General features: G+C 40.4%; 30 protein-coding genes, 1 tRNA gene and 1 riboswitch. Of the genes, 25 read left to right on the forward strand and 6 right to left on the reverse strand.

Annotated features, from left to right (window positions below; all coding sequences use genetic code 11):
- Positions 1-26: 26 nt before the first annotated feature.
- Positions 27-398 carry a RidA family protein gene (locus WMO31_RS01360; protein ID WP_015523593.1) on the forward strand — a complete coding sequence of 124 codons (372 nt, stop codon included), beginning with the start codon at positions 27-29 and terminating at the stop codon, positions 396-398.
- 328 nt (positions 399-726) lie between these two features.
- Here WMO31_RS01360 and metK read toward each other — a convergent pair whose 3' ends face one another.
- Positions 727-1,908 (reverse strand): methionine adenosyltransferase, encoded by a 1,182-nt coding sequence (gene metK, locus WMO31_RS01365; protein ID WP_367999082.1) that lies wholly within the window; start codon positions 1,906-1,908, stop codon positions 727-729.
- A gap of 54 nt (positions 1,909-1,962) precedes the next feature.
- A riboswitch (SAM riboswitch) is annotated at positions 1,963-2,059 on the reverse strand.
- A 156-nt stretch (positions 2,060-2,215) separates the two neighbouring features.
- Between metK and WMO31_RS01370 the strand changes: the two genes are divergently transcribed.
- From WMO31_RS01370 to WMO31_RS01380, 3 genes are all read left to right on the forward strand, one after another.
- On the forward strand, positions 2,216-2,704 hold the full coding sequence (locus WMO31_RS01370; RefSeq protein WP_367999083.1) for a GNAT family N-acetyltransferase: 489 nt from the start codon (positions 2,216-2,218) through the stop codon (positions 2,702-2,704).
- A 30-nt stretch (positions 2,705-2,734) separates the two neighbouring features.
- The gene (locus WMO31_RS01375) at positions 2,735-3,067 is read left to right on the forward strand and encodes a cupin domain-containing protein (RefSeq protein WP_118099981.1); all 333 of its coding nucleotides are present in this window, start codon (positions 2,735-2,737) and stop codon (positions 3,065-3,067) included.
- Between the two features lie 87 nt (positions 3,068-3,154).
- Positions 3,155-3,376, forward strand: a complete 222-nt coding sequence (locus WMO31_RS01380) for a hypothetical protein (protein WP_117520071.1) — start codon at positions 3,155-3,157, stop codon at positions 3,374-3,376.
- Between the two features lie 49 nt (positions 3,377-3,425).
- Here WMO31_RS01380 and WMO31_RS01385 read toward each other — a convergent pair whose 3' ends face one another.
- Positions 3,426-3,869, reverse strand: a complete 444-nt coding sequence (locus WMO31_RS01385) for a hypothetical protein (protein WP_294439367.1) — start codon at positions 3,867-3,869, stop codon at positions 3,426-3,428.
- Between the two features lie 261 nt (positions 3,870-4,130).
- On the opposite strand from WMO31_RS01385, the gene WMO31_RS01390 reads away from it, so the two are divergent.
- The 6 genes from WMO31_RS01390 (at position 4,131) to WMO31_RS01415 (ending at position 7,499) form a co-directional block, all read left to right on the forward strand.
- Entirely contained in the window at positions 4,131-4,370 is a 240-nt protein-coding gene (locus tag WMO31_RS01390) for a type II toxin-antitoxin system Phd/YefM family antitoxin (RefSeq protein ID WP_303676080.1), read from the forward strand.
- Complete coding sequence (locus WMO31_RS01395; protein WP_303676082.1) at positions 4,360-4,635, forward strand: Txe/YoeB family addiction module toxin; 276 nt, start codon at positions 4,360-4,362, stop codon at positions 4,633-4,635. The genes WMO31_RS01390 and WMO31_RS01395 overlap by 11 nt, the downstream gene beginning before the upstream one ends.
- A gap of 178 nt (positions 4,636-4,813) precedes the next feature.
- Positions 4,814-5,668, forward strand: a complete 855-nt coding sequence (locus tag WMO31_RS01400; RefSeq protein ID WP_242996872.1) for a pyridoxamine kinase — start codon at positions 4,814-4,816, stop codon at positions 5,666-5,668.
- A gap of 10 nt (positions 5,669-5,678) precedes the next feature.
- The gene (locus tag WMO31_RS01405) at positions 5,679-6,230 is read left to right on the forward strand and encodes an ECF transporter S component (RefSeq protein ID WP_270260019.1); all 552 of its coding nucleotides are present in this window, start codon (positions 5,679-5,681) and stop codon (positions 6,228-6,230) included.
- Between the two features lie 30 nt (positions 6,231-6,260).
- Positions 6,261-6,863: a TIGR04100 family radical SAM protein gene (locus WMO31_RS01410; protein ID WP_303676083.1), complete on the forward strand. Its 603-nt coding sequence runs from the start codon at positions 6,261-6,263 to the stop codon at positions 6,861-6,863.
- A 213-nt stretch (positions 6,864-7,076) separates the two neighbouring features.
- On the forward strand, positions 7,077-7,499 hold the full coding sequence (locus tag WMO31_RS01415) for a potassium channel family protein (protein WP_046432160.1): 423 nt from the start codon (positions 7,077-7,079) through the stop codon (positions 7,497-7,499).
- Between the two features lie 82 nt (positions 7,500-7,581).
- On the opposite strand, the gene WMO31_RS01420 is transcribed toward WMO31_RS01415, so the two are convergent.
- Positions 7,582-8,937: a sodium-dependent transporter gene (locus tag WMO31_RS01420; protein ID WP_294370418.1), complete on the reverse strand. Its 1,356-nt coding sequence runs from the start codon at positions 8,935-8,937 to the stop codon at positions 7,582-7,584.
- A 253-nt stretch (positions 8,938-9,190) separates the two neighbouring features.
- Between WMO31_RS01420 and WMO31_RS01425 the strand changes: the two genes are divergently transcribed.
- Both WMO31_RS01425 and WMO31_RS01430 read left to right on the forward strand, forming a co-directional pair.
- The gene (locus WMO31_RS01425) at positions 9,191-10,087 is read left to right on the forward strand and encodes a hypothetical protein (RefSeq protein WP_021883383.1); all 897 of its coding nucleotides are present in this window, start codon (positions 9,191-9,193) and stop codon (positions 10,085-10,087) included.
- Positions 10,088-10,244: 157 nt separating this feature from the next.
- A complete protein-coding gene (locus WMO31_RS01430) occupies positions 10,245-10,631 on the forward strand; it encodes a hypothetical protein (RefSeq protein WP_147337722.1) in 387 nt (128 codons plus the stop codon).
- 78 nt (positions 10,632-10,709) lie between these two features.
- On the opposite strand, the gene WMO31_RS01435 is transcribed toward WMO31_RS01430, so the two are convergent.
- Positions 10,710-11,348 (reverse strand): hypothetical protein, encoded by a 639-nt coding sequence (locus WMO31_RS01435; protein WP_303675810.1) that lies wholly within the window; start codon positions 11,346-11,348, stop codon positions 10,710-10,712.
- Between the two features lie 287 nt (positions 11,349-11,635).
- Here WMO31_RS01435 and WMO31_RS01440 point away from each other — a divergent pair, with 287 nt between their 5' ends.
- Positions 11,636-12,211: a tetratricopeptide repeat protein gene (locus WMO31_RS01440; RefSeq protein ID WP_367999084.1), complete on the forward strand. Its 576-nt coding sequence runs from the start codon at positions 11,636-11,638 to the stop codon at positions 12,209-12,211.
- Between the two features lie 800 nt (positions 12,212-13,011).
- Here WMO31_RS01440 and WMO31_RS01445 read toward each other — a convergent pair.
- Positions 13,012-13,085 (reverse strand) — tRNA-Gly (locus WMO31_RS01445).
- Positions 13,086-13,202: 117 nt separating this feature from the next.
- Positions 13,203-13,898 carry an RNA polymerase sporulation sigma factor SigK gene (sigK, locus tag WMO31_RS01450; RefSeq protein WP_046432149.1) on the reverse strand — a complete coding sequence of 232 codons (696 nt, stop codon included), beginning with the start codon at positions 13,896-13,898 and terminating at the stop codon, positions 13,203-13,205.
- Between the two features lie 218 nt (positions 13,899-14,116).
- On the opposite strand from sigK, the gene WMO31_RS01455 reads away from it, so the two are divergent.
- The 12 genes from WMO31_RS01455 to WMO31_RS01510 all read left to right on the forward strand — a co-directional run bounded on the left by WMO31_RS01455 (position 14,117) and on the right by WMO31_RS01510 (position 24,440).
- A complete protein-coding gene (locus WMO31_RS01455) occupies positions 14,117-15,511 on the forward strand; it encodes an NCS2 family permease (RefSeq protein ID WP_101028953.1) in 1,395 nt (464 codons plus the stop codon).
- A 157-nt stretch (positions 15,512-15,668) separates the two neighbouring features.
- Positions 15,669-16,094, forward strand: a complete 426-nt coding sequence (locus tag WMO31_RS01460) for an RrF2 family transcriptional regulator (protein WP_021883374.1) — start codon at positions 15,669-15,671, stop codon at positions 16,092-16,094.
- Between the two features lie 453 nt (positions 16,095-16,547).
- On the forward strand, positions 16,548-17,849 hold the full coding sequence (locus tag WMO31_RS01465) for an O-acetylhomoserine aminocarboxypropyltransferase/cysteine synthase family protein (protein WP_367999085.1): 1,302 nt from the start codon (positions 16,548-16,550) through the stop codon (positions 17,847-17,849).
- Positions 17,850-17,885: 36 nt separating this feature from the next.
- Entirely contained in the window at positions 17,886-18,818 is a 933-nt protein-coding gene (cysK, locus tag WMO31_RS01470; RefSeq protein ID WP_021883372.1) for a cysteine synthase A, read from the forward strand.
- A 115-nt stretch (positions 18,819-18,933) separates the two neighbouring features.
- Entirely contained in the window at positions 18,934-19,542 is a 609-nt protein-coding gene (locus WMO31_RS01475; protein WP_367999086.1) for a phosphoribosylanthranilate isomerase, read from the forward strand.
- Positions 19,543-19,663: 121 nt separating this feature from the next.
- A complete protein-coding gene (gene rpsF / locus WMO31_RS01480) occupies positions 19,664-19,960 on the forward strand; it encodes a 30S ribosomal protein S6 (RefSeq protein ID WP_015523608.1) in 297 nt (98 codons plus the stop codon).
- A 40-nt stretch (positions 19,961-20,000) separates the two neighbouring features.
- Complete coding sequence (locus WMO31_RS01485) at positions 20,001-20,501, forward strand: single-stranded DNA-binding protein (protein WP_046432146.1); 501 nt, start codon at positions 20,001-20,003, stop codon at positions 20,499-20,501.
- 45 nt (positions 20,502-20,546) lie between these two features.
- Positions 20,547-20,786: a 30S ribosomal protein S18 gene (gene rpsR, locus WMO31_RS01490; RefSeq protein WP_015523610.1), complete on the forward strand. Its 240-nt coding sequence runs from the start codon at positions 20,547-20,549 to the stop codon at positions 20,784-20,786.
- Positions 20,787-20,917: 131 nt separating this feature from the next.
- Entirely contained in the window at positions 20,918-21,190 is a 273-nt protein-coding gene (locus WMO31_RS01495) for a type II toxin-antitoxin system RelB/DinJ family antitoxin (RefSeq protein ID WP_101028948.1), read from the forward strand.
- Positions 21,187-21,462 carry a type II toxin-antitoxin system YafQ family toxin gene (locus WMO31_RS01500; RefSeq protein ID WP_021883368.1) on the forward strand — a complete coding sequence of 92 codons (276 nt, stop codon included), beginning with the start codon at positions 21,187-21,189 and terminating at the stop codon, positions 21,460-21,462. Before WMO31_RS01495 ends, WMO31_RS01500 begins: the two co-directional genes overlap by 4 nt.
- 168 nt (positions 21,463-21,630) lie before the next feature.
- Entirely contained in the window at positions 21,631-21,936 is a 306-nt protein-coding gene (locus tag WMO31_RS01505; RefSeq protein ID WP_015523613.1) for a metal-sensing transcriptional repressor, read from the forward strand.
- Between the two features lie 8 nt (positions 21,937-21,944).
- On the forward strand, positions 21,945-24,440 hold the full coding sequence (locus WMO31_RS01510) for a heavy metal translocating P-type ATPase (protein WP_303675807.1): 2,496 nt from the start codon (positions 21,945-21,947) through the stop codon (positions 24,438-24,440).
- Positions 24,441-24,835 lie beyond the last annotated feature (395 nt).

The following is a 24,835-nucleotide window of genomic DNA, read 5'->3' on the forward strand; positions in this document are numbered from 1 at the left end:
TAATATATTGACAGGAGGTCATTATAATGGAAAAGGTTTATACTAAAAATGCTCCCGACGCTATCGGTCCGTATTCACAGGCTGTAAAGGTAAACGGTCTTGTTTTTACATCCGGTCAGATTGCAATTAACCCTGCAACAGGCAATGTTGAGGCTGCAACAATTGAGGCTCAGACAGAACAGGTTTGCACAAACCTTAAAAATGTTCTTGAGGCATCAGGCAGTTCACTTGAAAAAGCTGTTAAGACAGTTTGTTTCTTAAAAAATATGGAAGATTTCGGTGCTTTCAATGAGGTTTACGGCAAGTATTTCACATCAAAGCCCGCAAGAAGCTGTGTTGCAGTAAAACAGCTTCCAAAGGATGTCCTTGTTGAGGTTGAGGTTATTGCAGAAGTTTAATTCTGGTTAAGAATTAAAAATAATATCCGTATAAAAATTACAATCCCGATTAACCGTAAAAAGTTAATCGGGATTTTTGCGTTTATATTTGAAATATATGTTGTTATGAGAATGTATGGGGCGGATATTATCTGCCCGCACGGCGAGCCGCCGTCCCCAATTCGTGCAGATAGTTTGTAATGCCCACAAAACATATCAAGCCCGAGCGTAGCATTGTAATTGTTTGTACAATTTATCAACAATATTTTTTAAAATAAAAAAATCGGGAACAAGAATTTGCGTTTGTGCACAAACCTTACTCCCGAAATTATCGAACAATTTAATTCTATTAGCCGACAGCCTTTAAAAGCTCGTCAACCTTATTTGCCTTTTCCCATTCAACACCGAGTTCTTCTCTGCCCATATGACCGTAAGCGGCAAGTGGGAGATACTTTGTTTCCGTGAGTTTGAGCTGTCTGATAATAGACTGCGGACGGCAGTCAAATACCTTTTCAACAGCGTTTGCCAGTTCTTCGTTTGAATATTTTGATGTGCCGAATGTGTCAACCATTATTGAAACAGGCTTTGCAACACCGATTGCATATGCAAGCTGAATTTCGCACTTCTTGGCAAGCTTAGCAGCAACAATGTTCTTTGCAATATATCTTGAGTAGTAAGCGGCACTGCGGTCAACCTTTGTCGGATCTTTACCACTGAATGCACCGCCGCCGTGACGAGAAAATCCGCCGTAGGTATCAACAATAATCTTTCTGCCTGTAAGACCTGAGTCGCCGACCGGGCCGCCGATTACAAATCTGCCTGTCGGGTTTACGAAAATCTTTGTGTTCTCGTTCATAAGCTCAGCAGGGATAATCGGTTTGATAACATACTCGATGAGGTCTTTTCTAATCTGTTCAAGTGTAACATCTTCATCATGCTGTGTTGAAATTACAACCGTGTCAATGCCGACAATCTTGTCATCGTCATATTCAACAGTAACCTGAGTCTTACCGTCGGGACGGAGATATGAAAGAGTGCCGTCTTTTCTTACCTTTGTAAGCTGTTTTGCAAGCTTGTGGGCAAGAGAAATAGGCATTGGCATAAGTTCGGGTGTTTCATCACACGCATAACCGAACATCATGCCCTGATCACCAGCACCAATCTGATTGTCGGTATCGCTTTCGCCGTCTTTAAGCTCAAGGCTTTCGTTTACGCCCATTGCAATGTCGGGTGACTGTGCGTCAATTGATGTGAGAACCGCACAGGTGTTGCCGTCAAAACCGCACTTCGGATCGTTGTAGCCAATGTTGTTTACAACCTTTCTTGCAACATCTGCGATGTCAACATAGCAATCGGTTGAAATTTCACCCATAACATGAATCATGCCTGTTGTAGCCGTAACCTCACAGGCAACATGGGCGTTTTTATCCTGAGAGAGGATTTCGTCAAGAACTGCGTCGGAAATCTGGTCACACACTTTGTCGGGATGACCTTCCGTTACAGACTCGGATGTAAATAAATGTTTAGCCATTTAGAAAACTCCTTCCAAAAAAATAAGCACCGTTCATCCGAAAGGTGCTGTGTTTACTCATCTTTCGGTAAATACCGCAGGATTTGGCACCTTGCATACGCAGGTTGCCGGACTTCACAGGGCCTGTCCCCTCAGTCACTCTTGATAAGATCATTCTTATTCAATTCTATAAATAGATTATACAGTATCTTTCGACAAATTTCAAGATTAATTTGCAATTTAAAAAAGGTAAAAATAGTAAATATTTCAGCCGTTTGGATTGAAAATTTTAACTTATAGTGCTAAAATTAACCCGAGGTGACTGAAAATGAGTATTACCGTGAGAGAATACGGGGAAAATGATATTAATGGTATGATTTCCGTATGGAATGAAGTTGTAAGGGACGGAGTTGCCTTTCCGCAGACTGAAGAACTTGATTTTGAAAGCGGAAAAAAGTTTTTTGCAGAGCAAACTTGTTGTCCCGTTGCAACCGATGAAAACGGCGAGATTCTCGGAATGTATATTCTTCATCCGAATAATGTTGGCAGATGCGGTCATATTTGTAATGCAAGCTATGCGGTTTACTCATCGTCAAGGGGAAAAGGTGTCGGCAGAAAGCTTGTGTCGGATTGCCTTGAGCGTGCTAAAAAATACGGCTTCAAAATTTTGCAGTTCAATGCTGTTGTGAGAACCAACAAACCTGCAAGAAAACTTTATGAAAGCCTTGGCTTTGTAAAACTCGGAGTTATTCCAAAAGGCTTTTTGATGAAAGACGGTCACTATGAGGACATCTGTCCTTATTATAAAGAACTTTAAAATTTCAATTTAATCAGGAGGACAAGAAATATGATTATTGATTTTAAACATATGGAAGAACAGATTTTGCCGAATTTTAAAGGTGGGGAAAAGGCATACGCCGTAAAGAAATTCACGGATGACAGAAATATTATTATGCACGGTCGCCTTGAAAGCGGTGCGTCAATCGGACTTCACACTCACGAGGGCAACTGCGAAATGTTCTACATCATTGAGGGAACAGGCAAGGTGCTTATGGACGGTGAGTATGAAAGGGTTGAGGCAGGCGTGTGCCACTATTGCCCGAAAGGTCATACACACAGCCTTATTAATGACAGCGACTCCGACCTTGTATTCTTTGCTGTTGTTGCAGAGCAGAAGTAATTTTATTTTATTTTCGGTTTATATTTTCCGATTATTCTCTGTTGTATCTTAAATCCCTAGGCAAAAACTAAAACAGGGGTGATTACGGTGAACAGAACTGCAGAAATACTCGGAGAAAAATGGGATTTGCCGCTTGGCTTTACAATGGCACTCGGTGAAAATCCCGACGCAATGTTTGTCTTTTCAAGTATGCCGAAAAAGTACCGTGAAAGCTGCATTGACAGGGCGAGAAACGCAAATTCCCGTTCTGAAATGCAGAGAATAGTATCGGATATAGCACAAAAATCTTTTAATGATTTTATAGGTTAACAAAAAAAGCAACGGAGCAAAAACTTCGTTGCTTTTAAATTGCTGTCTGTTATTCGTTTGCACTTTTATAAAAATCTCTTTTACCGATAAGCTCGCTTGCATTTCTCCAACGAACTTTCTTTGAGCAGATGACCGTGCCTTTATAATTGTGTATGTCATCTTCCTTTACATCACCGTTGTCGCACCAATAAATAAGACCGTCTTTTATGAAAAATGATGCGTCCAATATTTCACAGGTGTAGTCCGGATTTACAGGGTACATTCTTATATACTCAAGTTCCGAAAACTCAAGTTCAAGTGCGGAAATATCCTCAAATTGTCGCTGAATAAGAACTGTTAATGTACGCTTTGTGTTTACTGGTGACATTGACAGATTCTTTTCGACATAAGCACCGCTTGAATATTTTATTTCTTTTATGCAACTGTCGTGAAATCCGATAATTTCTTTCATGAAATTGTCAATTTCATGCTGTGTACGAAGTTCTTTCCACATACATATCAACCCCACAATAAATAGAATATGTAAATAATTATACAATATTCCGACCTTTAATTATATCGGTAAACTGTACAATCATTTTATGTTTGCTTTGTTGATAAAGCCAAAAATGCACACCGACAAACCAAAACTGCCACGACAATGCACGAGGCGGGGCATATGATTAAGAAAACCTGCGGAATTTTGTTGTAAAAATATTGACTTTCTACTATATGTACGCTATAATGTACATATAGTAATATAGGAGGTGCGTTTATGATTAATACTAATGTAACTAATTTCAGAAAACAAATTTTTGAATTGATTGATCAGACTGTAAAGTATAATGAACCTATAAACATCAGCACCAAAAGCGGAAATGCTGTTCTTATAAGTGAAGAAGATTATAATAATCTTGTTGAAACAATGTATCTTAATTCAATTCCCGGTATGAGTGAAAAATTAAAGGACGGAATTGAAACTCCGCTTGAGGAGTGTGAAAAATTTGAGTGGTAATTATAAGCTGATGATTACAAAATCAGCCCAAAATGATAAGGAGAAAATCAAGCAGTATCCTGCATTAAAGCGTAATGTGCAGAATTTGCTTGAACTTATCAGCGAAAATCCTTTTCAAAATCCACCGCCTTATGAACGGCTTATCGGAAATTTGAAACAATGCTATTTACGCAGAATAAATTCTCAGCACAGACTTGTCTATATGGTTTATGATGAAGAGAAAATCGTAAAAATAATCTCTATGTGGTCACATTATGAGTTTTAACAGAAAATCAGTTTATAAATATGAAAAGGCACCTTCAATGTGAGGTGTCTTTTTTGTATCTTGCAAACTGTACCTATAAAAATTCTGAAAATTGTACATACAAATAATGACAGTGGTGTTGTATAATGACAACATCACAAGATAAATGTTGAACTGTTCAGAAATTTTAAGGCGTGGTATGATGACAAAAAAAGCTGTATTAATCAATGATCTCTCAGGGCTTGGCAAGTGTTCGCTGACGGCGGCAATCCCTGTTTTGTCCGTAATGGGCATTCAGGCGTGTCCTATGCCGACAGCCGTTTTGACAAGTCAGACGGGATTTGAAAGCTTTTACTGCAACGATTGCACGGATAAGCTTGATTATTACACAAGTGAATGGAAAAAACTCGGCTTTCAGCCTGACGGAATCTATACGGGTTTCCTCTCAAGCGAAAAGCAGGTGGACAAAATTCTTTCATTTATAGACAGCTTTGAAACCGACAACACGCTTGTACTTGTGGATCCGGTTCTCGGTGACGGCGGAAGAACCTACAGTCTTTATACCGAAACTCTCGGCAAAAAGATGAAAAAACTTGTTTCTGTTGCCGATGTAATCACCCCGAACCTTACCGAATGTTGTATTCTGTGCGATACCGACTATTCAGAACTGATTAAAAATGCCGATTCTCCCGATTTTCTCGATACGGTTGCAGAGCTTGCCAAAAAGCTTTTGAAACTCTACAAGGTGAAAACCGTGATTGTTACAGGCATTGAGCATAAAATTTCCGATGAGGTTACAAAGATTAACAATCTTATTGCAGCCGATGATGAGGTGTTTTGTGTCAGCTGTGAAAAGACGGGCGGAAGTTATTCGGGTACAGGTGACTTGTTTGCCTCGGTTGTCTTTTCGGGACTGCTCCGTGGTGACAGCCTGAAAGATACCGTAAATCTGGCGGTAAAATTCATACAGACCTCGCTTTGCGAAACCGTTAAACTCGGTATTCACCGCAACGAGGGTATTGAATTTGAGAAACATTTAAAAATGCTTTTGTGAGGAAATTACTATGACTGCTAAAACTGTTTCAAAAACCGATTCAAAATTTAATGTAAAGCTGATTGCAATTACGGCAATGTGTGCGGCTCTTATTACCGTTACAACTGCTTTTATCAAGATTCCGTCACCGCTTGGATACTCTCATGCAGGCGACTCTATGATTTATCTCGCCGCAAGTATTCTTCCCGGACCTTTCGGAATTATCGCATCATCAATCGGCGGCGCTCTTGCCGACCTCATTTCGGGTTATCCGCATTGGGCAATCCCAACAGCTATTATCAAGGCTGTCAACGCAGTTCCGTTTGTGCTTTGCAGAATGGCGATGAAGAAGCGTGGCAAAGATGAAAAAATCATCAGTCCGTCATCACTTCTTATGCTCATTCCAACAACAATCGTTACAATCGGCGGTTACTTTATTGCAAACGGTCTTATGTATGACTTTGGTGCCGCAATTGCGGAACTTCCCACTTGCTGGTTGCAGCCCGGTGTAGGAGCATTAATCTACATTGTTGTAGGCATCGGTCTTGATAAAATCAATTTCAAGAAAAAACTCTCGCTTTAATGTGAGTTTCAATAAGGAGAAGAAAACATAATGGCAGATATTCTTTATGTGTACAAAACATCTATCTATGCTAATCTGACGAACAAATGCCCTTGCAGATGCACATTCTGTATCCGCAACAATACCGATTCGGTCGGCAGTGCAGATACACTCTGGCACAAGCATGATCCGAGTATGGAGGATATTAAAAAGGCTGTTGATGATTTTGATTTCACAGGTTACAAGGAGCTTGTATTCTGTGGCTACGGCGAACCGACTTCAGCTCTTGACAATATGCTTGAAACCGCAAAATATGTAAGGGAAAAGCACCCCGACATCAAACTCAGACTCAACACAAACGGTCTTTCTGACAGAATCAACAACAAGCCCACAGCTGAGTTGATTTCAAAGTATATTGATTCTGTTTCAATCAGCCTCAATACCTGTTCATCGGAAAAGTATGACGAAGTTTGCCGTCCTGTTTTTGACCATGCGTATGAGTCAATGCTCAAATTTGCAGAGGATGCAAAGAAATATTTTGAACATACGCAGTTTTCAATCGTAGATACAATCCCCGAAGAAGACATCAGGGCTTGTCAGAAAATTGCCGATGACAGGGGAATTTATCTCAAAATCAGAAAATATTCCGATTAATCGTTAATTTTAATTTTTCATTTCATTTTATATTTCAGAAGTAAAGCCGACTTGTTGTTATGACAGGTCGGTTTTATTTTTATTCGGTATGTCATCCGCAACTGTCCGATAGGACAATTTCACTTTCAAATGATTCTATTCTTAAAGCTGTATATCCACCGCCTTGACGGAGGTAATTTTAATTGCTATAATTTATACAAGTGGGGTGGTGCTTTGAAAAAGACAAGACTGTTGAAAATTGTCCTCAAACGGACGGGCGCAATTAAGCTTTTGTGCAGTTATGTTATCGTATTTTTTGCGGTGAGTGTTGCAATATGGATTTTTGAGCCGAACATAACTCGGCTTTTTGACAGCATATGGTATTGCTTCAGCGTTGCCACAACAATCGGACTTGGCGATGTGCTTGCAACAACGCTTGTCGGCAGAGTGCTTTCAATCTTTCTTTCGATATGTTCAATTCTCATCATTGCAGTAGTTCCGGGCGTAATCACAAGCTACTATGTCGAAAGCACAAAACTTCGTGCTGACGAAAGCAGTGCAAAGTTTCTTGATGACCTTGAACATCTTCCCGAACTTTCAAAAGAAGAGCTCGTCGAGCTTTCCGAAAAGGTGAAAAAGTTTAACCGTAAAAAGTAAATTTAATAAATGCGGACATAAAAAATCCCGACAGTATCAAAAACATACTGTCGGGATTTTGCTTTTAAAGAAATATATTAACTTATTTTATGAATCCCTGAACAATCAAAATCAGTACAAGAACAGGGAGTACATACTTGAAATACGGCTTTAAAGCCTTTGAAAATTTAATGCCTTTACCGGTGTTACACTCATCAAGGTAGTTGTCAAATCCCCAACCGAATTTTGTAACGCAGAAGAGGAGATACACAAGCGAACCTACAGGAAGAAGAATGTTGCTTACGAGGAAATCTTCCATACCGAGAACATTCTGACCGAAAATTTGGAAACCGCTCCAAATGTTGAAACCGAACACACACGGCAAACTTGCGATAAGAATGATGATTGTGTTGATAAGAACAGACTTCTTTCTGCTGATGCCGAACATATCAATCCAGAACGAAATGATGTTTTCAAACACGGCAATGATTGTTGAGAAGCACGCAAAAGTCATAAACAGGAAGAACAGAGTACCCCAAATTCTTCCGCCGGCCATATTTACGAACACATTAGGAAGTGTTACGAAAATCAGAGCAGGGCCTTGGTCGGGCTGAACACCGTATGAAAAACAAGCGGGGAAGATGATAAGACCCGCCATAATTGCAACAAATGTGTCAAGTGCGCAAATTTTGATTGACTCACTCGGCAAAGTGTGGTCTTTTGACATATAACTGCCGAAAATTTCCATTGCCGCAATGCCAAGACTGAGTGTGAAAAATGCCTGATTCATAGCGGCTGAAATAACATTGCCAAGTCCGATTTCATTCACCTTGTCCAAATCGGGAATAAGGTAGAAGCTGAGTCCCTCACCTGCACCCGAAAGGAATAAGCTGTTGCCTGCGAGTACAAGAATGAGTATGAGCAACGCAATCATCATAACTTTGCTGACTTTTTCAATGCCCTTTTGAATACCTCTGCTGCAAACAAGGAATCCGAGGACGGTGATAATCGCCATCCAAATTACCATTTCAAGCGGATTTGACTGCAATTCGTTGAATACTCCGCCAACTTGCTCCGAGGTCATTCCGCTTTCAAATGAACCCGTCGCAAATTTGTAGAAGTAGCTCGTCATCCAACCCGAAACCGTGGTGTAGTACATCATCAAAAGGTAGCATCCGAGCATACAGAACCAGCCGTGAATGTGCCACTTGCTCTTTGGCTTTTCAAGTTTTTTGTAGCCGAGAACAGCACTTTTTCTGCTCGCTCTTCCGACTGCAAGTTCCATTGTCAAAACAGGAACTCCCATAAGAACGAGGAAGATTAGGTACAAAAGTACAAATAGTCCGCCGCCGTTCTGTCCTGCAACATACGGAAATCGCCACACATTGCCGATTCCGATAGCGCAACCCGCACTTACAAGGATAAACCCAAGTCGGGATTTAAAATTTTCTCTTTCCATAAACGAATTCTCTCCTATAAAAACAGACTTTTAAATTGTACAAAAAATTCACACATTTGTCAAGATGTTCTGTTTTTAATAAATGAAGAATTTTCGCAAAAAAACCGCATAAATAAGCCGTTTTTTAGAGCAGAGGGTAGATAATGGGACAGTGGTTTATGGTATAATATTATTAAAGAAAAGGAAAGGAAAAACCTAATTAAAAGGGCAATAACAATAATTGTTACTAAGTTAATGAAAGGCGGAAATTATTATGTTAATGAATTGTAAAAGAAAGATCCACGAAAAGCTTGTGTTTGAAAACGCACCGCAAAATCCCGAAGCAATCAAGGGTATCCGTGCATACCTTTTGGCGCTGCTTTCCTATGCAACGATGTCGAAGAGATGTGAAAATGCTGACTTTGATTTGCATATTGATATTGAGGGCGATGAAACGCTTTTTGAAACCGAAGACGAAAGTGCGGGCGAGATAATCCAGAAGCTCGGTAATCACGGCGGATTCACAATTGACATCACCTGCAGCGGAAAATTTGTGAATATCGGCAACTGTTCCGATGAGGAATTTATCACGGTGGCGTGTTTTCCTGATAGAGTTCCAAGCATTTTTGATTGCCTTGAAAATTCTGGCGAAAAGGACTTCAAGTACGGAAAAATAGCTTATTTTGACGGCATTGATTTGTGGTTATCCCAGTACATTGACGATAAAACCTGTATGGACAATGTTTTTGATTTTGGCGACATTGTTGAGAAAAAGGACTTCGCAATTTCAAATTTGTGGAATAGTGAAATGTTTCTTGTTATCGCATTTGATTTTGAAAAGTATCACGATGAAGCTGAGGAAATCAAGAATATAATCGAAAGATATATTTATGTTGATGATGAAAAAGCATTTAAAAAGTGCCGCAAAAAGTGGGATGAGGAAATGATAATCGGAATTGACGGTGTGCAGTGGATTCCCGAAAATGTGGGAGAAATCGTTGCATTTACCGATGAAATCAACGAAGTGCTTGCTCGCCTTGACAGGGATGAAGATGTAGGAATTGAATCGTATGGACTTTTCTGCAATATGGACGAGTTCTTCTCGGCGCAGATTTATGCAGACAATGAGGAACATTGCTTTAAAGTTGTTGCGGTTCAGTCCGTAGTATGAAAAAAGGGAAGGATTTCTCCTTCCCGATAAAAAGTTTGATTATTCTATTATGATGTTTTCAACGCCGTGACTGAGGATTACATTGATAAGCTCGTTTCTTGAATAATTTGTTTCTGCGGCAGAGCCAAGTGACAGTGTTAATAGTTCAACTGAACCTGTGACAAACACAACAGACAGTAATGTTCAAAATGTGACTGTAAATAATTCTGCTAATTCAGATAGTAGTACAAATGTTGAATATTCTCAGAATTTTGTTCAGGTTAATCCGAAAAAGAAACCTGCTCCAATAAAAATAGTGATACCTGTAGTGATATTATGTGTTTTGGCGGCTGTTTTGATTGCACCATTGATTGACGCAAATCCTGTTGTTTCTAACAGGTTGGTTGGAAAATGTAAGAACAGCAACGAAACAACATATGTATTTAATGAAAATGGTATTCAGTACTACTACAATTTACATACCTTGGTAATAAATGCATTTTCAGACGATTTTAAAGACGCTACTTTTGATAGAATTCATCTTTCAGAAAGTGATTTGCAGTAAACAAAAACGAGGAAGGCATAAAACCTTCCTCGTAATTTTTTTGCTATTTTGTTAAGTCGAAAAGTGAAAATTCAAAAATTAAAACTCAATTGCGTCTGTGAAATCGTCAGCCTCATCATCAGATTCGTCAAAATAATCGGCATCGTCAGAATCACTTTCGTCTTCGGGAATGTCAATCATATCGAACTCGTCATATGTAACAGCCTTGTTGAGCTTGAAAAAGTTTGTCTGGCAGAAGTAGCGGCAGACACGGATGTAGTTGAGAAATTCGGGAGTTTCATTCTCATAGTCCTCGGCAGAAACACCCTCTTTGATGATAAGCAGCATCTCGACAATCTGCGAGTTACTGATAAAGAAGTTGTTATGCTCCTCAAAAATTATAAAAATATCGTCATCATCGAGGTCATATTTTTCGCAGGCATAAAGTGCTTCGCTCTTTGAATTCCTCACAACTCTGTAAATCTCAAAATCAATCATATCAGGCTCATCACAATCAATATTGCCCATAACGCAGAGTTCAAGAAAAGTCTTGCTCATAACAGCCTTGTCGGTCAGTTCAAGGTCAAAGTGCTTTCCAAGAGAAATGATAAGCTCGTCCTGTGACTTTACACCCGGTGTGATGAGTGGCTTGTATCGTTTGATGAGTTTGTTTTTATAAAATTCCGAATTTTCATACTTTAATGAAAGATTAGCGGCAATGTTGTCAAATATATTCATCGTTATCTCCTTAAAAAACAAGTGGCTTTTATGTTTACAAGTAAATTATAATCGAATTTAAGGATAAAAGCAATATGCTTTTTGAATATAATGCCCAAACAGATTTATAAATTCGCAGTTTTCATTTATAATCTTAATGTAGAATGACAAACTTGTAGGGGCGGATATCATCCGCAAGCCTTGATGCTATCATATGTTTTTCTGAATGTTTTGATATGATAAAAATTGTGTATTCGTAATATTAAAGTGAAATATATGATAAGCAGAAAACGGTAAGGAGGAGAGTCATGAACTTGTTTGATAAAATGAAAAAATATCAGTCCCCTGAAAAACCGAATGACGGCGAATTTAAGAGCGATGTAAGCACGATTCTGCACGGTACAAGCGTTCAGAACAGAAAAGAAATGTGCGAGCTTGAATACATGAAGGCAAGACGGCTTTTGAAAAATCCGACCGTTGAAACCGTTGCCCGTGCTAAAAATATAATGAATACCCTTGCAACCGATTTCGATTATCTTCCTGCCGTATTGTGGATGGCTGAATTTTCCGTGAACGGTGTCAAAAATCCCGAACAGGCGGCTATGTGGTACAAAAAAGCCGCAGACCTCGGCAGTGCGAATGGAGCGTCCAAAATTGCAGATATTCTTATGGATGGCAGAGGTGTTACCCGCAATCCGAAACTTGCAATGGAGTACTATAAAATCGCCGCCGATAACGGCATAGCGTCAGCATCATTCGCATTGGGTGAATATTATGCAAAAACAGGCAATAGGGAAGAAGCAGTAAAAGCCTACGAAAAAGCCGTCAAAGGCGGATATAAAGATGCCGAAAAAAAGCTTGCCAAATTGAAGAAAAAGTTTTGATTGGTAAGATTTTAATTTAGTCAAATAATATATAAATGAAACAAAGTAGTTGTCATTTTGTAGGGAAGAACCGTGTTCTCCCATTGCAATTAGATTGTAAACTTTATAAAAATGTTCTGATTTGATTGATGTTGTGTTTAAATTTGAACGCAGTAAAATGTGCAAAAAGAAAAGGTACTCATTTTCGAGTACCTTTTAATGGAGCGGATGATTACTTTGTGGTACGGAAGTTGCCGATCTCGTCTTTGTCTAAAGCGTTTAGTCTTAACTTGGATCAACGCTACGCCCTAAAAACAGTTCGCTGAACTGTTTTCTAAACGGGCTTTCGATTCCCATCCGATTGTTTTATTTTTTAATTTTGGCAAAAAGAAAAGGTACTCATTTTTGAGTACCTTTTAATGGAGCGGATGATTACTTTGTGATACAGAAGTTGCCAATCTCGTCTTTGTCTAAAGCGTTTAGGCTTAACTTGGATCAACGCTACGCCCTAAAAACAGTTCGCTGAACTGTTTTCTAAACGGGCTTTCGATTCCCATCTGATTGTTTTATTTTTTAATTTTGGCAAAAAGAAAAGGTACTCAGTATTGAGTACCTTTTAATGGAGCGGATGATTACTTTGTGATACAGAAGTTGCCAATCTCGTCTTTGTCTAAAGCGTTTAGGCTTAACTTGGATCAACGCTACGCCCTACAAACAGTTCACTGAACTGTTTTCTAAACGGGCTTTCGATTCCCATCTGATTGTTTTATTTTTTAATTTTGCAAAAAGAAAAGGTACTCAGTATTGAGTACCTTTTCTTGTGGAGCGGATGATGGGAATCGAACCCACACGATCAGCTTGGAAGGCTGAAGTTCTACCACTAAACTACATCCGCTTATCTGCAACATTGTTATTATATCACGCAGTTTGGTATATGTCAAGAATTTTTTTGTTGTGAAATATACAGGGGCATTCGATGAACACCCCTGATGAATTTAATTAACATATTATCTCACAAATTCGAACTTGTTTCAAATCGTTTTCGCAATTGTTTTAACGCTTTGGTTTCGATGCGGCTGACATAGGAACGGGATATGCCTAACATTTTGGCAACACTTTTTTGAGTCATGGCTTCCTTGCCGTCAAGACCGTATCTCAGTACAATAATCTTTTGCTCACGCTCGTTAAGTTCCTCTTTTATGAACTGACCGAGCTTTTTTGAATTAAGCTTCAAATCAAGATTGTCAATTATGTTATCGTCAACCGACATAATATCAAGAAGGGTGAGAGGGTTGCCGTCCTTGTCGGTATCAATTGTTTCGTTTAAAGAAATATCCTGTGCACTTTTCTTTGCATTTCTGAAATGCATAAGAATTTCGTTTTCAATGCATCTGCTCGCATAAGAACTTAATTTTATGTTTTTGTTCATGTCAAATGTGTTGATTGCCTTTATCAGACCGATTGTGCCGATGGATACAAGGTCATCCTGTTCGCTTTGTGTTCCGTAATATTTCTTTATTATGTGTGCGACAAGCCTCAGATTGTGTTCAACAAGCATATTTCTTGCCGCAATATCGCCGTTTGCACTTTTTTCAAGACATTCACGCTCTTGCTTTTCTGTTAAAGGTTTTGGAAACGAACCGCCTCCGCAAACATGAAGAATGAAAAAACATATATATTGTCCTAAAAATCCGAGTAACTCAATCATAACAGCACCCCTTAAACTAAAATTTATCGTTATATAATTTTATTCGTGAAATGTTCAATAATTGCCTGTACCGGATTTTCCTCAAAAAACTTCACAAAACAATCAAAAACTTGATTTTTGCAATGAATTTGTATAATATACCACTTGAAATTTTGGCAAGAATAAACTACAATTTAACTATGTCGTGTTTCGACAAAATATTTTAGGGGGGCTTTCTTTTGGAAAAGATTTTCAAACTGAAAGAAAACGGCACTAATGTCAAAACCGAGATTATTGCCGGCATTACAACATTCCTTGCAATGGCTTACATACTCGCTGTAAACCCGAGTATTCTTTCTGCCGCAGGAATGGATCCGAATGCAATCTTTGCAGCAACAGCTGTATCGGCTGCTTTCGCAACACTCATCATGGCATTTTATGCCAACTATCCTGTAGTTCTTGCTTCCGGTATGGGACTGAATGCATACTTTGCATACACAGTTGTTCCGCAGCTTGCAGAGCAGGGTATCACAAATCCATGGCAGGTAGCTTTGACAGCTATCCTTGTTGAGGGTATTATTTTCATTATCCTCTCAATCTTCAAATTCCGTGAAACACTTGTAAACAAGGTTCCTCAGAACCTCAAGTACGGTATTTCGGCAGGTATCGGTCTTTTTATCACAATTGTAGGTCTTAAGGGCGCAGGCGTTATCACAACAGACGCTTACTATGACGGCAAGGCTGTTCAGTCATCAACTCTCGTTAAGCTCGGTGATGTTGGTTCTGCTCCGGTGGTTCTTGCACTTGTCGGTATCCTCATTGTTGCTACACTCTGGCACTACAGAGTTAAAGGTTCAATCCTTATCGGTATCCTTGCAACATGGGTTCTCGGCATCATTGCTCAGCTTTGCGGTTGGTATCAGGGTGCATCACTCATTCCTGATTTTGCAAACTACTCTGTATTCGGACCTGTCCAGAACATGGCAACAGAAACTTTCTTCAAGTTTGATTTCGGTTATGTGGCACAGCATGCGCTTAACTTTGCCGTTATCGTATTTGCATTCCTCTTTGTTGACCTCTTCGATACAGTAGGTACACTTATCGGTGTTGCTCAGGAGGGTAATCTCCTCAATGAAAAGGGCGAACTTCCCCGTGTAGGTCGTGCTCTTATGTCTGATGCACTCGGTACATGCCTTGGTGCTTGCCTCGGTACATCAACAGTAACATCTTATGTTGAGTCAACAACAGGTGTTGCAGAGGGCGGCAGAACAGGTCTTACAGCTCTTACTTCTGCAATTCTCTTTATCCTTGCTATTCCGCTTTATCCGATTTTCCTTGCTATTCCTTCATTTGCAACAGCTCCTGCACTCGTATTTGTAGGTCTTCTTATGATTAAGAATGTTACAAAGATGGATTTTGACTCAGACATTGCCGATACAGTCGGCGGTTTCGTTGCAATCATCTTTATGCCGTTTGCATATTCAATAGCAACAGGTATCATGTTCGGTATCCTTACTTGGGTTATTCTCAAGATTGTTACAGGCAAAATCAAAGAAATTCATCCGATTATGTGGGTTGCGTTTGCTTTGTTTGCAGTAAGAATTGTAACACTGATTTGCGGTGTATCGTCGTAACTTCATATATAAACTCTGCGGGGGCGTTTTTCGCTCCCGCTTTTTGTGTTTTCTTACAAGTTAAATAGGTTATTGTTGTGCAACAGGCTCATTGACATATACAGCCGTTTATGATATGCTTTAATCATATTATTAATATATGAATAGGGTGGTTAATTTGAAAATTTCAACAAAGGGCAGGTATGCGCTCCGACTTATGGTTGACCTTGCTCAGTGTAAACAAGGGGAAAATGTAGCCCTAAAGGAGGTTGCCGCCCGTCAGGGAATATCGCTTAAATACCTTGAACAGATTATTACCGTACTTACAAAGGCAGGTTATGTGCTCAGCGCAAGAGGTTCAAACGGAGGATATCGTCTTGCTCATGAACCCGAATATTATACTGTCGGTATGATTTTAAGACTTACCGAGGGCAGTCTTGCACCCGTGGCTTGCCTTGAGGGTAATGAAAATACCTGTGATCGTCGTGAACAATGTTCAACGCTTTTTGTGTGGGAGAAACTCCAGAAGGCTATTGACGATGTTGTTGACAACATTACTCTTGCCGACATTATCGCAAATTCGGCAGATAACTATGTAATTTAATATAATCCGAAAGCATCCTTTACGGGTGCTTTTGCTGTTTACACAGCAATTTAGTAGGTAATGCGGTGTTTTGCCGTTTGCAAATGATGCTTTTGAATATTAGTTTTAAAAAATCAGAAAAAATTTCAAATTGACTGCTTAACGGTTGAAATTTAAAAAACGGCTTGAATATCGGCTTTTTCGACCTTTTCAATAATCAAAACCCAGCAAACCTACTAAACCAATAGGAAAGATAAGAAAAAATTTCAAAAAACCTATTGACAAATAAAAAATCTGTGGTATGATATAGACAATCCAATTAAAACCCACCAATCAAATAGGAAATATGGGAAAGGTGATCCAAATGAAAAATCTCAGATTCAAACGATGTTGCAGTAATGCACGAATGTGATACGGGACACATCAAATCCGCAACATAACTTCTGAAATTAAAAATGAAATGAGGACATTAAAATGAGTAAATTAAGCGAAAGAAATCTTAAATTTGAAACAAAACAGCTTCACATCGGTCAGGAAACAGCAGACCCTGTAACAGACGCAAGAGCAGTTCCGATTTACGCAACTACTTCTTATGTATTCCACAACAGTCAGCACGCTGCAGACCGCTTTGCACTCAAAGATGCAGGTAACATCTACGGCAGACTTACAAACCCGACAGAGGATGTTTTTGAAAAGAGAATTGCAGCTCTTGAGGGCGGCACAGCAGCTCTTGCAGTTGCATCAGGTGCAGCGGCAGTTTCATATGCACTTCAGGCTCTTGCAAAAGCAGGCGACAACATCGTAGCCGCAAAGACAATCTACGGCGGCACATACAACTGGCTTGAGCATACATTCTCAGAGTACGGTGTAACAACAAAGTTCGTTGATCCTGACGAAGAAAACGCATTTGAAAATGCAATTGACGAAAACACAAAGGCTGTTTTTATTGAATCACTCGGTAACCCCAATTCAAATATTATTGATATTGAAGAAGTGGCAAACATTGCTCATGCACACAAGATTCCGCTTGTAATCGACAGCACATTCGCTACACCTTATCTTCTCAGACCGTTTGAGTACGGCGCAGATATCGTTGTTCATTCGGCAACAAAGTTTATCGGCGGTCACGGTACGGCTCTCGGCGGTGTAATCGTTGAAAGCGGCAAGTTTGACTGGGCTGCATCAGGCAAGTTCCCACAGTTTTCAGAGCCTAACGCATCATACCACGGTGCAGTATTTACAGAGGCTGCTCCGGGTGCTGCTCTTGTAACTTATGTTCGTGCCATTCTCCTCAGAGATACAGGCGCTACACTTTCACCGTTCCACGCATTTATGTTCCTCCAGGGCCTTGAAACACTTTCACTTCGTGTTGAACGCCATGTTGAAAATGCACTCAAGGTTGTTGACTTCCTCTCTAAGAACCCGAAGGTAGAAAATGTTAATCATCCTTCACTTCCTGACAGCAAGTACAACGCACTTTACAAGAAATACTTTCCGAAGGGTGCAGGCTCAATCTTCACATTTGAAATCAAGGGTGACGCTGAAACTGCAAAGAAATTCATCGACCACCTCGAAGTATTCTCACTTCTTGCAAATGTTGCAGATGTTAAATCTCTTGCAATTCACCCTGCATCAACAACTCATTCACAGCTCAGCGAGGCAGAGCTTGCAGAACAGGGCATTAAGCCAAACACTATCAGACTTTCAATCGGCACAGAAAATATTGACGATATTATCTATGACCTTCAGGAAGCATTTGATTCACTTGATGACTGATTTTAATTTGTTGAATTTTGAAAGGACTTGATTTTTGTGAGCAAAGTATATACAAGTGTAACAGAACTTATCGGTAGAACACCGCTTATCGAACTCGTTAATATAGAAAAGAAATATGACCTCAAGGCAAAGGTTGTTGCAAAGCTTGAACTCTTTAACCCTGCCGGCAGTGTTAAGGACAGAGTGGCAAGAGCTATGGTTGAGGATGCTGAAAAGAGCGGTAAGCTCAAAAAGGGTTCAACAATCATTGAACCGACATCAGGTAACACAGGCATCGGTCTTGCATCTGTAGCTACTGCAAAGGGCTACAAGACAATCCTCACAATGCCCGAAACAATGAGCGTTGAGAGAAGAAACCTCCTCAAGGCATACGGTGCTGAAATCGTTCTTACTGACGGTACAAAGGGTATGAGCGGTGCAATTGCAAAGGCTAAAGAGCTTGAAAAGGAAATTGACGGCGGCATTATCCTCGGTCAGTTTGAGAATCCTGCTAACCCTAAGGCTCATTTTGATACAACGGGTCCGGAAATCTGGGAGGATACGGACGGCAATGTTGATTTCTTCGTTGCAGGTGTCGGCACAGGCGGTACACTCAGCGGTGTGGGTAACTTCCTCAAGTCAAAGAAGGCTGATGTAAAGGTTGTTGCAGTTGAGCCGCAGACTTCTCCCGTACTTTCGGAAGGTCACGGCGGCCCTCATAAGATTCAGGGTATCGGCGCAGGCTTTGTTCCCGATACTCTCGATACAAAGGTATATGACGAAATTCTTCCGATTGCTAACGAAGCCGCTTTCTCAAATGCAAATGATATTGCAAAGACAGAAGGTATACTCGTAGGTATCTCTTCAGGCGCCGCTCTTGCAGCCGCAATTGAGCTTGCCAAGCGTGAAGAAAACGCAGGTAAGACAATCGTTGCATTGTTCCCCGACACAGGTGAGCGTTACCTTTCAACAGGCGTATTTAACAGCTAATAAGTAATTGGATTACTTCCCGATATTGATAAAGGACAGCCACACAGACTGTCCTTTGTCTTTTTTTATTGCAACCGTTAATTCGATATGGTACAATTGTTTTGTAGGTGAGTTTATGAAAGTTAAAATTTGCGGAATTACATCCGCCGAAGACATTAAGATAGTAAATGCCTGCAAACCCGATTTTGCGGGCTTTGTAATGTTCTTTCCAAAGAGTAAGCGGAATATTTCTCCCGAAACCGCCAAGAGTCTGATTGAAACGCTTGATAAAAATGTTTTGTCGGTTGCGGTAACTGTTTCTCCGACTCTTGAACAGGTGAAAACTGCATACGACTGCGGTTTTGATTACATTCAGATTCACGGTGAGGTTGGAGGAGACGTGCTTTCAAATCCATATCTCAAGGTAATTCGTGCTTTTAATGTGAGCGACCTTGAAAAGTTTGAAGAATACAGAATGAACCCGAACATTGTAGGCTATGTTTTTGACGCACACGAACCCGGCAGCGGAAAAACCTTTGACTGGACAATGCTTGAAAATCTGCCTCGTGATGATAAATTGTTTATGCTTGCAGGCGGTCTGAATCCCGAAACCGTTGCAAAAGCCGTAAAAGTCGTTAAGCCTGACGGAGTTGATGTAAGTTCGGGTGTTGAAAATTCAAACGGCAACGGTAAAGATTTTGAAAAAGTGAAGAAATTTATTGCATCGGCTCGAAGTGAAAATTAATAAAACAGTAAAAAAATGTTGACAAACCGTGATTTTATGTTATAATGAATCTGTTATGTTGTGTACATAACAATCCTTGCGGTGAAAACCGCCATAATGTCCAGAAGGAGGTGCAATATTAATGGCAGTAACAGCTAATTACGAAACAGTAATGATCATTTCAATGAAGAAGGGCGAAGAAGGTATCCAGGCTATCGTTGAAAAGTTCAAGGCTCTCATTGAGAAGCATGCCACTTTGAAGAATGTTGACGAATGGGGCAAGAGAAAGCTTGCTTACCTTATCAACAAAGAGAGCGAAGGCTATTATGTTCTTTTCGATTTTGAAAGTGAAGCTGAGTTCCCTGCAGAGCTCGACCGTATCTACAAGATCACAGAAGGCGTAATGCGTTCAATGATAATCAAGAAGGAAGTCGAATAATCAATTTGTAGGGTTTTAACCCGAACACGAAAGGAAAAGTATGTTAAACAGAGTAATCTTAATGGGCAGAATTACAGCTGACCCTGAATTAAAAACAACAAACACAGGCGTAAGCGTTACAAGCTTCAGCATTGCAGTTGATCGCAACTATGTAAAGCAGGGCGAGGAGCGTAAAGCCGACTTCTTTAACATTGTATGTTGGAGAAGTACAGCGGAATTTGTATGCCGTTACTTTGGAAAGGGTTCTCTCATTGCTGTTGAAGGACAGCTCCAGAGCCGCCAGTTCCAGGCTAAGGACGGTTCAAACCGTTACGTTGTTGAGGTTGTAGCAGACAATGTTTCGTTCACAGGCGAACGCCGTGACAACAATGCAGGCGGCTACAATCAGTCCTATGGCGGCAATCAGTCATACGGTGCTCCGTCTTACGGCGGAAACCAGGCTTATCATCAGGAACCTGCTCAGCAGGCACCTGCATCTTATCAGAGCGGTTCAAACTCTGATTTTCAGGATATGCCGTTGGACGATGATTTACCATTTTAACTTCAACTTAATTTAAATAATTCTCATTGAAAGGAGAACTTCATCATGGCAGACAGACCAATGAACCGTGGCAGAAAAGCTCGCAAGAAGGTTTGCGGCTTCTGTGTTGACAAGGTTGAGAATATCGATTACAAGGATATTGCTCGTCTTCGTCGTTATATGTCAGAAAGAGGAAAGATTCTTCCTCGCCGTGTAACAGGTACTTGCGCAAGACATCAGCGTGAGCTTACAGTTGCTATCAAGCGTGCTCGTCACCTTGCTTTGCTTCCTTACACAGCTGACTAATTTAATAACAGCTTTTAACACCGTACATTTTGTACGGTGTTTTTTTATGTTATTGAAGCACATTTTCTAATGACAGCATGTTGACAATAACCGAAAATAAGCATATACTATGCTTGAAAGGAGATGTTTTTATGGCAACAACCAATCTTAATATTAGAACAGATAAAGAAGTAAAAGATAAGGCAGAAGAAATTTTCAGCGAACTCGGTCTTAACATGACAACTGCAGTAAACATTTTTTTAAGAACTGCCATTCGCGAACACGGCATTCCTTTTGAGTTGAAACTTGATATACCAAATGATATCACAGCTGCCGCTATAGAAGAAGGCAGAAAAATTATGTCTGATCCAAACACTCCGAGATATTCAAGCATGGATGCACTTAGAGAGGCTTTGGAAGTATGAAATACGATGTTCAGTTTACCTCTCAATTCAAGAAAGATTTAAAACTTGCGAAAAAACAACATAAAAATCTCGATAAACTTTTTAGCGTAATCAATACATTGGCAAACGGTGAAACTCTAAATGCCAAATATAAAGACCATGACCTTATGGGAAATTATAAAGGGACTCGTGAGTGTCATATTGAGCCTGATTGGTTGCTTGTTTATGAGATTAAAGATGATGTGCTTGTTTTAATGCTCTACAGACTCGGAACTCATTCGGAATTATTTTAATATTATCCTATAAAAGCAGGGTGCGTAATGCATTCTGCTTTTTTCTGTGATTTACCTATTGACAAATACCCCAACGGGGTATACAATCATAACTGTAAGATACCTATAGGGGGTATTTTTAAGGGTTTTGAATAATATATCCTATTTTGAAATTATGAGGTTGATATTATGGAGAATAATAAGTGTGAACATTGTGCAAAGCACAAGCACCGCACCGAAAAAGAATACAAGTCGCTTGTAAACCGACTTAATCGTATTGAAGGTCAGATACGGGGGATAAAGGGTATGCTTGAAAAAGATGCCTACTGTCCCGATATTCTGGTACAGGTTGCCGCCGCCAATGCGGCACTCAACGCTTTTAACAAGGAGTTGCTTGCTAATCATATCCGCACCTGTGTTGCAGATGACATAAGGGCAGGTAACGATGAAACAATTGACGAGCTTGTCGGTGTTTTGCAAAAGCTTATGAAGTAGGAGAAACTATGACTCAATACAATGTAACGGGTATGAGCTGTGCCGCCTGTGTTGCCCGTGTTGAAAAGGCAGTATCAAAGATTGACGGAGTAAATTCCTGTTCCGTCAGTCTGCTTACAAATTCAATGAATGTTGACGGTTCAGCTGATTCGTCTGCAATTATAAATGCCGTGCAGAATGCCGGCTACGGTGCGTCTTTGAAAGGCAAAGAGAAAAAATCGCCCGATGCAGAGGATTCTCTCAAAGATACCGAAACACCCAAAATCAGAAAAAGACTTATCGCATCTCTCATTGTCCTTGCAGTGTTGATGTATTTTTCAATGGGACATATGATGTGGGGATGGCCTTTGCCGTCATTTTTTGACAACAACCATATTGCAATGGGACTTGTTCAGCTGATTTTGTCAGGCATAGTGATGGTGATTAATCAGAAATTTTTTGTCAGCGGCTTCAAGGGGATTATCCGCCTTGCTCCCAATATGGACACGCTTGTTGCACTTGGTTCGGGCACAGCCTTTGTTTACAGCACAATTGCGTTGTTTATGATGACCGATGCACAGGTGAGAGGTGACTCGGCGGCGGTTATGTCGTATATGCACGAGTTTTATTTTGAATCAGCCGCAATGATTTTGGCACTCATCACAGTCGGAAAAATGCTTGAGGCTCACTCAAAGGGCAAAACTACCGATGCTCTCAAAGGTTTGATGAAACTTGCACCAAAGACTGCTACGATTGTAGTTGACGGTGTTGAAAATACTGTTCCGATAGAGCAGGTGAAAAAAGGCGATATATTCGCAGTTCGTCCGGGTGAGAGTATTCCTGTTGACGGAGTCGTTATTGACGGTGAAAGTGCGGTCAATGAATCCGCTCTGACGGGTGAAAGCGTTCCTGTTGACAAGCTTGTCGGCGATACGGTTTCAGCCGCAACAATCAATCAGTCGGGATATATCCGCTGTGAGGCTACGAGAATCGGTGAGGACACAACGCTGTCGCAGATTATTAAAATGGTCAGTGATGCGTCTGCCACCAAAGCGCCTATCGCAAAAATTGCCGACAGGGTATCGGGCGTGTTTGTTCCTGCAGTTATCACAATTGCCGTGATTACTGCAATCGTGTGGCTGTTGCTCGGTCAAAGTGTAGGCTTTTCGCTTGCAAGAGCCATTTCCGTTCTTGTAATCAGTTGTCCGTGTGCATTGGGACTTGCAACCCCTGTTGCGATTATGGTCGGCAACGGTGTAGGCGCAAAGAACGGAATCCTCTTTAAAACCGCAGTTTCGCTTGAAACGGCAGGCAGAATTGACACGGTTGTTCTTGACAAAACAGGCACGGTTACTAAGGGTGAACCCGCCGTTACAGATATTGTTACAGTCGAAAATATCTCGGAAACCGAGCTTTTGAAAACAGCCGTTGCTCTTGAAAAATCAAGTGAACATCCACTTGCAAAGGCAGTTGTAGTTTATGCAAACGACAGGCATATTATCGGCGATGCAGTGACTGAGTTCAATGCCGTAACGGGTAACGGACTTACCGCAAAAATCGGCTCAGAAAGCGTTTACGGCGGTAATTACAGATATATTTCACAGTTTGCTGAAATTTCATCAGACGAAAAAGCAAAGGCTGAACAGCTTGCGGAAGAGGGCAAAACTCCGCTGTATTTCAGTAAAGGAAATAAATTTCTCGGTATTATTGCTGTTGCGGACATAATAAAAGAGGACGGAAAACAGGCTGTTAATGAACTCAAAAATATGGGTGTGCGTGTTGTAATGCTTACGGGCGATAACGAAAAAACCGCAAAAGCCGTTGCAAAAAATGCAGACATTGATGAAGTTGTTGCAGGAGTTCTTCCTGACGGCAAGGAAAAGAATGTAAAAGAGCTGAAAAAATACGGCAAGGTTGCAATGGTCGGTGACGGCATTAACGATGCGCCTGCCCTCACAAGCGCAGACTTGGGTATTGCAATCGGAGCGGGAACGGATGTTGCAATTGATGCGGCAGATGTTGTACTCGTAAAGAGCCGTCTTGCAGATGTTCCTGCAACAATCAGACTCGGCAGAGCAACACTCCGTAACATTCACGAAAATCTTTTCTGGGCATTTATTTATAATGTAATCGGTATTCCGCTTGCCATGGGTGCATTTATCAATCTTTTCGGCTGGCAGTTAAATCCGATGTTCGGTGCGGCGGCAATGAGCCTTTCAAGCTTTTGCGTTGTAACAAACGCATTAAGGCTTAATTTTGTTAAGGTTCACAGCTCAAAGCATGACAGAAAAATAAAACATAAAAATAAAAAGGAGAATAAAACCATGAAAAAAACAATGAAAATCGAAGGTATGATGTGTCCGCATTGCGAGGCAACAGTAAAGAAAATTCTTGAGGCAATTGACGGTGTTGAATCGGCAGAAGTAAGCCACGAGAAAGGCTCAGCCGTTCTTACAATGTCAAAAAATGTTGAAGATTCCGTTCTTAAAAAAGCAGTAGAGGACGCAGGATACACAGTAAAATAAACGGTGTGCCACCGTCCCCGGTTCGTGAAGACAGTTTCGTATAGGCAAAGGCAAATATTCCCGAGCGTAACTTATAAATTGAATTTTACAAAGCGTAAGCGGTGTGCCACCGTCCCCGGTTCGTGAAGCCAGTTTCGTATAGGCAAAAGTAAATATTCCCGAGCGTAACTTATAAATTAAATTTTACAAAGCATAAGCGGTGTGCCACCGTCCTCGGTTCATAAAGACAATTTCGTATAGGCGAAAGTAAATATTTCCGAGCGTAACTTATAAATCAAATACAAAAATCAGCAGGACAACATAATTTTGTTGCCCTGCTTTTGGCTTGAATACAGATATTGAAAATAATGACAATGTAATTACAATCTTCACGAGAGGGGCGGCAATACGCCGTA

It is taken from the genome of Ruminococcoides intestinale (genome assembly GCF_040095935.1).
GTDB classification, from domain to species: Bacteria; Bacillota; Clostridia; order Oscillospirales; family Acutalibacteraceae; genus Ruminococcoides; species Ruminococcoides intestinale.